Below are 8,819 nucleotides of genomic sequence, written 5' to 3' on the forward strand. Positions count from 1 at the left end.
TTCCGGTTGATCACCCGGCGGTACAGATCGTTCAGGTCGGAGGTGGCGAAACGGCCACCGTCCAGCGGCACCAGCGGACGCAGATCCGGCGGCAGAACCGGCAGCACGGTGAGAATCATCCACTCAGGCGCGTTGCCGGAATCCTTGAAGGCTTCCATCAACTTCAGACGCTTGGAGAGCTTCTTCAGCTTGGTGTCGGAGTTAGTGGATTCCACTTCCTCACGCAGGATCTTGATTTCTTCAACCAGATCCAACTCCATCAGCAGCTGCTGCACAGCCTCGGCACCCATCTTGGCTTCGAATTCGTCACCGAATTCTTCCAGGGAGTCGAAGTATTCTTCATCGGTGAGCAGCTGCCCACGCTCCAGCGTGGTCATGCCCGGCTCAGTCACGACAAAGGATTCGAAGTACAGCACACGCTCGATATCACGCAGGGTCATATCCAGCATCAGGCCGATACGGGACGGCAGTGACTTCAGGAACCAGATGTGCGCGGTGGGGCTCGCCAGTTCGATGTGCCCCATGCGCTCACGACGCACCTTGGAGAGGGTGACTTCAACGCCACACTTCTCACAGATAACGCCACGATGCTTTAAACGCTTGTACTTACCGCACAGGCATTCGTAGTCCTTGATCGGACCAAAGATTCGCGCACAAAACAGACCATCACGCTCAGGCTTGAACGTGCGGTAGTTAATGGTCTCAGGCTTTTTCACTTCACCAAAAGACCAGGAGCGGATCAGATCCGGCGGCGCAAGCGCGATGCGGATCTTGTCGAACTCCGTGACTTGTCCCTGACTTTTGAGCAAATTCAGCAAGTCTTTCAAGGCCAGTCCTCCGTAGTGAGCTTTCGCTCTAGATTCTTTCCTAAACCCGGGTACACAGTGGCTCCGTCGTTACCCGGCGGAGCCCACTGCCTTAGTCGTTTTCCAGCTCGATATTGATACCAAGCGAACGGATTTCCTTCAGCAATACGTTGAAGGATTCCGGCATACCCGGATCCATGCGGTGATCACCATCCACGATGTTCTTGTAAACGCGGGTACGGCCATTCACGTCATCGGATTTAACAGTGAGCATTTCCTGCAAGGTGTAAGCGGCGCCATAGGCTTCCAGCGCCCACACTTCCATCTCACCGAAACGCTGACCACCGAACTGCGCCTTACCACCCAGCGGCTGCTGGGTAACCAGGCTGTAGGAACCGGTGGAACGGGCATGCATCTTGTCGTCCACCAGGTGGTTCAACTTGAGCATGTACATGTAGCCCACGGTCACCTTGCGGTCGAAGGCTTCACCGGTACGACCATCCCACAGCTGCACCTGACCGGAACGGTCGTGGCCTGCCAGTTCCAGCAGTTCCTTGATCTCGAACTCTTTGGCACCGTCGAATACCGCAGTGGCCATAGGCACGCCGCCTACCAGATTCTTGGCCAGATCAATGATCTCATCATCGCTGAAGCTGTCCAGGTCTTCCGGAGTACCACCGGCACCGGCCTTGTTGTAGATCTTGTCGAGGAAGACACGAATATCCGCAATCTTCTTCTGCTCGGCCAGCATTTCGCCGATACGCTCACCAAGACCTTTCGCCGCCCACCCCAGGTGGGTCTCCAGAATCTGCCCCACGTTCATACGCGACGGTACACCCAGCGGGTTCAACACCACATCCACCGGCACACCGTTCTCGTCATACGGCATATCTTCTTCCGGCATGATCACGGAGATCACACCCTTGTTACCGTGACGGCCGGCCATCTTGTCACCGGGCTGGATGCGACGTTTGATCGCCAGATAAACCTTGACCACTTTCAGGACGCCGTGAGCCAGATCATCACCACCGGAGATCTTGGCCTGCTTGTCCTTGTAGCGCTCGTCCTGCTCTTTCTTGTGCTGCTCCAGGTACTGCTGGGCGCGCTCAAGCTGTTCAGCCACATCATCGTCGGCCGGGCGCAGTTCGAACCATTTCTCGGCATCCAGGCCATCCAGGATCTCGCCGGTCATCTCGGCACCACGCTTGAAGCCGGCGCCGCCATTGACCTTCTTGCCCACCATGACGGTACGCAGACGCTCCAGAATATCCTGCTCGAGAATACGGTACTCGTCTTTCAAATCCTTGCGGAACTGCTCAAGGGCAGCCTGCTCGATCTGACGGGCACGCTCATCTTTTTCCACGCCGTCGCGGGTAAATACCTGTACGTCGATGATGGTGCCCTTAACGCCGGAAGACACTCGCTGGGAGGTATCCTTCACGTCAGAGGCTTTCTCACCGAAGATGGCACGCAACAGCTTTTCTTCCGGGGTTAGCTGGGTCTCGCCCTTCGGCGTTACCTTGCCCACCAGAATGTCGCCAGCTTCCACTTCCGCACCAATGTACACGATGCCGGATTCATCCAGTTTGGACAGCGCGGCTTCGCCAACATTGGGAATATCAGCGGTAATCTCTTCCGGACCCAACTTGGTATCACGGGCGATACAGGTCAGCTCCTGAATGTGGATGGAGGTAAACCGGTCTTCCTTCACCACTTTCTCGGAGATGAGGATGGAATCCTCGAAGTTGTAACCATTCCAGGGCATGAACGCCACGCGCATGTTCTGGCCCAGGGCCAGCTCACCCATGTCAACGGACGGACCGTCAGCCATGATGTCGCGGGCAGCAACCCGATCACCCACTTTCACCAGCGGACGCTGGTTGATGCAGGTGTTCTGGTTGGAGCGGGTGTATTTGGTCAGGTTGTAGATATCTACACCCGCTTCACCTTCGCTCACTTCGTCATCGTTCACTTTCACGATGATCCGGGACGCATCCACCTTGTCGACGATACCGCCACGGGTGGCAACCACACAGACACCGGAATCGCGGGCCACATGACGCTCAAAACCAGTACCGACCAACGGCTTGTCAGCACGCAGGGTGGGCACAGCCTGACGCTGCATGTTGGAGCCCATCAAGGCACGGTTCGCATCATCGTGCTCAAGGAACGGGATCAGGGACGCGGCCACGGATACCACCTGACGGGGAGAGACATCCATATGGGTAATGGTGTCACGTTCCATCACGGTAAATTCGTAACGGTGACGCACAGTAACGAAGTCTTCTTCGAAACCGCCGTCCTCAGTCATTTTCGCGTCTACCTGCGCAATCACGCACTCGGCTTCTTCAATCGCGGACAGATATTCGATTTCTTCGCTGACCTTGCCGTCGATAACCTTCAGGTACGGAGACTCGAGGAAACCATACTCGTTGGCGCGGGCATAGGTGGCCAGGGAGTTGATCAGACCGATGTTCGGACCTTCAGGGGTCTCGATCGGACATACACGACCGTAATGAGTCGGGTGTACGTCGCGAACCTCAAAGCCGGCACGCTCACGGGTCAGACCACCCGGACCCAACGCGGAGACACGACGCTTGTGCGTAATCTCGGACAGTGGGTTGTTCTGATCCATGAACTGGGACAGCTGGGAAGAGCCAAAGAACTCTTTCACGGCAGCGGCCACCGGCTTGGAATTGATCAGATCCTGCGGCATCAGGCCTTCGGATTCCGCCAGACTCAGACGCTCCTTGACCGCACGCTCCACACGCACCAGACCGACACGGAACTGGTTCTCGGCCATTTCACCCACGGAACGCACACGACGGTTACCCAGGTGATCGATGTCATCGACCACGCCGTTACCGTTGCGGATATCTACCAGGGTTCTCAGCACTTCGATAATGTCGGAGGTTTCCCCGCCCATTTGTTCGAAGTACTGCTTGCCTTCCTCATCGGAGCGGGCACTGAAGTAGCGGCCGTCATAGAGGATGCCAGGACCGGTTTCATCTTCACGACCGAGACGACGGTTAAACTTCATCCGGCCAACACCGGACAGGTCATAACGTTCGTCGGTGAAGAACAGATTCTTGAACAGGTTCTCAGCCGCTTCCTTGGTGGGCGGCTCACCCGGGCGCATCATGCGGTAAATTTCGACCAGCGCCTCAAGCGGCGTACGGGTCGGATCAGCACGCAGGGTGTCGGCCATGAACGGGCCGTTGTCCAGATCGTTGGTGTACAGGGTTTCGAAATCGGTAATTCCGCCCTGTTCCAGCTTCTCCAGCGTTTCCGCTGTCAGCTCGGTGTTACACTCCACCAGGATCTCGCCGGTGTCCTGATCGATGATGGATTTGGCCAGGTACTTGCCCTGCAGGTATTCGGCAGGAATTTCCAGGTACTCAATATTAGCCTTTTCCAGCTGGCGAATGTGACGCGCGGTGATACGACGGCCACGCTCCACCACGACTTCACCGTCCGCCAGGATATCGAAGGTCGCGGTTTCACCACGCAGACGCTCCGGCACCAGCTTCATACGGTAAATGCCGTCTTCCACTGCGATTTCATTGGTGTCGAAGAACATCTCCAACACTTCGTCGGAGGTGTAACCCAACGCACGCAGCAGGATGGTCGCCGGCAATTTGCGGCGACGGTCGATCCGGACAAAGACCTGGTCTTTGGGATCGAATTCAAAGTCCAGCCAGGAACCACGGTAAGGAATCACCCGGGCAGAATAGAGCAGCTTGCCGGAGGAGTGAGTCTTGCCTTTATCGTGGTCGAAGAACACACCGGGAGACCGGTGCAGCTGGGACACGATTACACGCTCGGTACCATTGATAACGAAGGTACCGTTTTCGGTCATCAGGGGAATTTCACCCATGTAGACCTGTTGTTCACGAATATCCTTGATCGCCCCGGATGATTCACGATCGTAAATCACCAGACGAATACGCACACGCAATGGCGCCGCGTAGGTAGTACCGCGAATGATGCATTCTTTTACATCAAAAACGGGTTTGCCGAACTCGTAGCCGGCATACTCCAGCGCTGCATTTCCTGAATAACTGGCGATCGGAAATACCGATCGGAAAGCGGCTTCCAGGCCTTCTTCAAGGCGTTCTTCTGAGCTCTTATCCTGCTGCAGGAATTTACGGTAAGAATCGAGCTGTATCGCCAGGAGATAAGGCACCTCCATAACTTTCGGAAGCTTGCCGAAATCTTTGCGGATCCGCTTTTTCTCAGTGAATGAGTATGCCATCTGCGTTCCTCAGCTGTTGACCTATCACCCTGTGGTGATATTTCTGCATGAAACCCTTCATACAGAAACGACAAAAGGCTGGCAGCCAAAAAGCTGCCAGCCGGCGCCTTTCTGCGAAACCGCAGAAAGACATAGCGCCAATGCGCTTACTTGAGCTCGGCAGTACCGCCAGCCTCTTCGATCTTTTTCTTGATCTCTTCGGCTTCGTCTTTGGCAGCGCCTTCCTTAACAGGAGCAGGAGCGCCTTCAACCAGCTCTTTGGCTTCTTTCAGACCCAGGCCAGTCACTTCACGGACAGCCTTGATCACGCCAACTTTCTTGTCACCGAAACCGGTCAGAACAACGTCAAACTCGGTTTGCTCTTCAGCGGCACCACCAGCATCGCCAGCGCCAGCTGCAGGAGCAGCAGCAACAGCAGCAGCGGCAGTTACGCCGAATTTCTCTTCCATGGCATCGATCAGTTCAACGAGGTCCATAACACTCATATCGGCGATAGCGCCGAGGATATCTTCTTTGGAAACGGCCATTTTCAATCTCCTAAATCACCACTTTGGTGATCCGATTGGATCGGGTAGTTACGCAACCTGAAAAATCAGGCAGCACTCTGTTTCTGGTCCTTGACTGCAGCAACCGTACGAACAAATTTGCCGGGCACCTCGTTGAGGGTACGAACAAACTTGGCCACCGGGGCCTGCATAACGGACATGAGCTGAGAAATTGCTTCGTCGCGAGTCGGCAACTTGGCCAGGACATCGATATCCTGAGCACCATAAGTTACGCCACCCACGGCCAGAGCTTTTACTTCCAGCGCGTCATGGTCTTTGGCGAAATCCTTGATGAGGCGAGCAGCAGCGCCCGGATCATCCTGGGAAAAAGCCAAAACAGTGGGGCCAACCAGTGCATCGTTCAGACACTCGAATTCAGTGTCTTTCACGGCGAACTTCGCCAGCGTGTTCCGTACTACTTTCAGGTACACGCCGGTTTCACGGGCCTTACTACGCAACTCAGTCATCTGAGAAACAGTGAGACCACGATAGTCAGCAACCACAGCAGACAGCGCTTCAGTAGCAACAGCATTAACCGAAGCAACAATCGCTCGTTTGTCCTCCAGATTCAAAGGCATGATGTACCTCCTGGATTCACAAACATTAACCGTCAAAATCGACTGCAATCTGATTTCGAGGCGGTCGCCAGAGCCGGTTTCCCGGCCATTATCGCGGAGCCACAACCTGAGCAAATCAGGAAACAACTACCGCGCCTGCGCAGGCGGTTACCCCTTAATTCCGGCGGCCTACTTACCTCATGAAGGCAGACACCAAAACACACCGAAAACCTGCGGTCTTTGACGCCCCGGCATCGCTCACTGCAAGAGACGCGACACCGGGATCAAAGCCCTTTTGATCCTGCCGTGCGACAGGATCGAAACTACTTACATTGCCAGGGATGCCGGATCGATGGACAGACCGGGACCCATGGTGGTAGACAAGGTAACTTTCTTGAAGTAAGCCCCTTTGGCGGAAGATGGCTTGGCCTTCTTCAGGTCAGCAATCAACGCTTCCACATTTTCCTTGATGGCGCTGGAGTCGAAACCCACCTGGCCGACGGTGCAATGAATAATCCCGCCCTTATCGGTACGGTAACGCACCTGACCACCCTTGGCGTTTTTAACCGCCTGGGCAACATCAGGAGTCACGGTACCAACTTTCGGGTTCGGCATCAGACCGCGGGGACCCAGAATGGTGCCCAGCTTGCCGACAACGCGCATCGCGTCCGGGGAAGCAATGACAACGTCAAAATCGAGCTCGCCCGCCTGAACCTTCTCGGCCAGATCGTCAAAACCAACAACGTCTGCGCCCGCCTCTTTGGCTTCTTCAGCCTTTGCGCCCTGGGCAAACACGGCAACACGGACAGTCTTGCCGGTACCGTGAGGCAGAACAGAAGCACCACGAACGTTCTGATCGGATTTACGTGGGTCAACACCCAGGTTTACCGCCACGTCCACAGACTCTTTGAATTTCACGGCAGAAAGCTCAGCCAGCAGTGCGACCGCTTCCTCAACCGGGTACAGCTTGCCCGCTTCAACCTTCTCGCGGATGGCACGGTTACGCTTAGACAGTTTAGCCATTGGTTAACCCTCCACATCCAGGCCCATGGAACGGGCAGAACCCGCGATAGTGCGCACAGCGGCATCCAGGTCCGCAGCAGTCAGATCCGGCTCTTTGGCCTTGGCGATCTCTTCCAGCTGCGCACGGGTTACCTTGCCCACTTTCTTGGTGTTCGGCTCACCGGAACCGCTCTTGATACCAGCCGCTTTCTTCAGCAGGTAAGCCGCCGGCGGCGTCTTCATGGTGAAGGTAAAGGAGCGATCGTTGTAAACGGTGATCACGACCGGAACCGGCGCACCGGCATCCAGCTGCTGAGTCTGGGCGTTAAACGCCTTACAGAACTCCATGATGTTCACACCGTGCTGACCCAGAGCAGGACCAACCGGCGGTGACGGGTTAGCCTGACCCGCTGCAACCTGCAGCTTGATGTAGGCTTGTACTTTCTTCGCCATTTTAAGACTCCTTGGGTGCGAACGCCGCGCCTATGGCGGGCTCCCCTCAGGTTGTCAAAACACCCCGGCCACCTCTCAGCGACCAGGGCACCTAATTTAAACGCTGATTCCAATCAGGTCTTTTCGACCTGACCGAACTCCAGCTCAACCGGTGTGGACCGACCGAAGATCATCACAGCCACCTGCAGACGGCTCTTCTCGTAATTCACTTCTTCGATCACACCGTTGAAGTCAGCGAAAGGACCGTCGTTAACACGAACCACTTCACCCGCTTCAAACAATGTCTTCGGCTTCGGCTTCTCAACTGCATCATCCATACGACGCAGAATGGCATCCGCCTCTTTCTGGGTAATGGGCGAAACACGACCCGGATTTTTCGGATCTTCACCAATAAAGCCCATCACCTTCGGGGTTTCCTTGATCAGGTGCCAGGAGTCATCACACATCTCCATTTGCACCAGAACGTAACCCGGGAAGAACTTGCGCTCGGATTTGCGTTTTTGGCCACCCTTGATCTCCACCACTTCCTCAGTGGGAACCAGAATTTCACCAAAAAGCTCTTCCATAGAACGCAATTTAACGCGCTCCTCAAGAGCACGTTTTACGTATTTCTCGAAACCTGAATAGGCGTGTACTACGTACCAGCGCTTTGCCATGCTTACCCCTTAGCCAATAACCCAGGACATGAGCCCACCGAGAATCCAGTCGAGCACAAACAGCAACAGGGCCACAATCACAACAAAGACCAGAACAATCAGCGTGGTTTGCAAGGTTTCCTGACGCGTCGGCCACACAATCTTGCGAAGCTCGACCAGAGAATCCTTGCGCAACTGGTTGAACGCTTTGCCCTGCTCAGTTTGCAGAGCAACAAACACCGCCACCAGAGAAACAGCAACAACACCGATCACCCGATACAGGGCTGCCTGGTCGGAGAAATAGCTATTGCCCACTACGGCCGCAGCAACAAACCCCACAACCAACAACCACTTCACCGCCTCAAAGGCGGCAGAGCCGGAACGCGCTTCTGTTTTCTCGCTCATCTGACGATGCACCCCACCACCTGAGTGGCAGTTTTGGGAAAATTGGCAGGCCAGGAGGGACTCGAACCCCCAACAGCCGGTTTTGGAGACCGGTGCTCTACCAATTGAACTACTGGCCTGTAACTCTTTAAACCTGAAACAAAACAGGGTGACGGGCACGC

At 55.4% G+C, this 8,819-nt stretch carries 7 protein-coding genes, 1 tRNA gene and 1 pseudogene; all 9 read right to left on the reverse strand.

From position 1 onward, the window contains the following. Positions 1-827: pseudogene (locus A3754_RS10190) on the reverse strand (DNA-directed RNA polymerase subunit beta'); the annotation flags it as partial. Positions 828-918: 91 nt separating this feature from the next. After that, positions 919-5,061: a DNA-directed RNA polymerase subunit beta gene (rpoB, locus tag A3754_RS10195; protein ID WP_063519588.1), complete on the reverse strand. Its 4,143-nt coding sequence runs from the start codon at positions 5,059-5,061 to the stop codon at positions 919-921. 146 nt (positions 5,062-5,207) lie between these two features. Beyond that, a complete protein-coding gene (gene rplL / locus A3754_RS10200) occupies positions 5,208-5,588 on the reverse strand; it encodes a 50S ribosomal protein L7/L12 (RefSeq protein WP_063519589.1) in 381 nt (126 codons plus the stop codon). Positions 5,589-5,653: 65 nt separating this feature from the next. Then, positions 5,654-6,184: a 50S ribosomal protein L10 gene (gene rplJ, locus A3754_RS10205; RefSeq protein ID WP_063519590.1), complete on the reverse strand. Its 531-nt coding sequence runs from the start codon at positions 6,182-6,184 to the stop codon at positions 5,654-5,656. 306 nt (positions 6,185-6,490) lie between these two features. Next, positions 6,491-7,186, reverse strand: coding sequence for a 50S ribosomal protein L1 (rplA, locus tag A3754_RS10210; RefSeq protein ID WP_063519591.1), 696 nt, complete (start codon positions 7,184-7,186; stop codon positions 6,491-6,493). A gap of 3 nt (positions 7,187-7,189) precedes the next feature. Then, entirely contained in the window at positions 7,190-7,618 is a 429-nt protein-coding gene (gene rplK, locus A3754_RS10215; RefSeq protein ID WP_007148611.1) for a 50S ribosomal protein L11, read from the reverse strand. 113 nt (positions 7,619-7,731) lie between these two features. Continuing rightward, positions 7,732-8,274: a transcription termination/antitermination protein NusG gene (gene nusG / locus A3754_RS10220; protein ID WP_039926800.1), complete on the reverse strand. Its 543-nt coding sequence runs from the start codon at positions 8,272-8,274 to the stop codon at positions 7,732-7,734. Between the two features lie 9 nt (positions 8,275-8,283). Then, positions 8,284-8,658, reverse strand: a complete 375-nt coding sequence (gene secE / locus A3754_RS10225) for a preprotein translocase subunit SecE (protein WP_063519592.1) — start codon at positions 8,656-8,658, stop codon at positions 8,284-8,286. 43 nt (positions 8,659-8,701) lie between these two features. Beyond that, positions 8,702-8,777 (reverse strand) — tRNA-Trp (locus A3754_RS10230). Between the last annotated feature and the right edge of the window lie 42 nt (positions 8,778-8,819).

The organism is Alcanivorax sp. HI0083, from assembly GCF_001635175.1.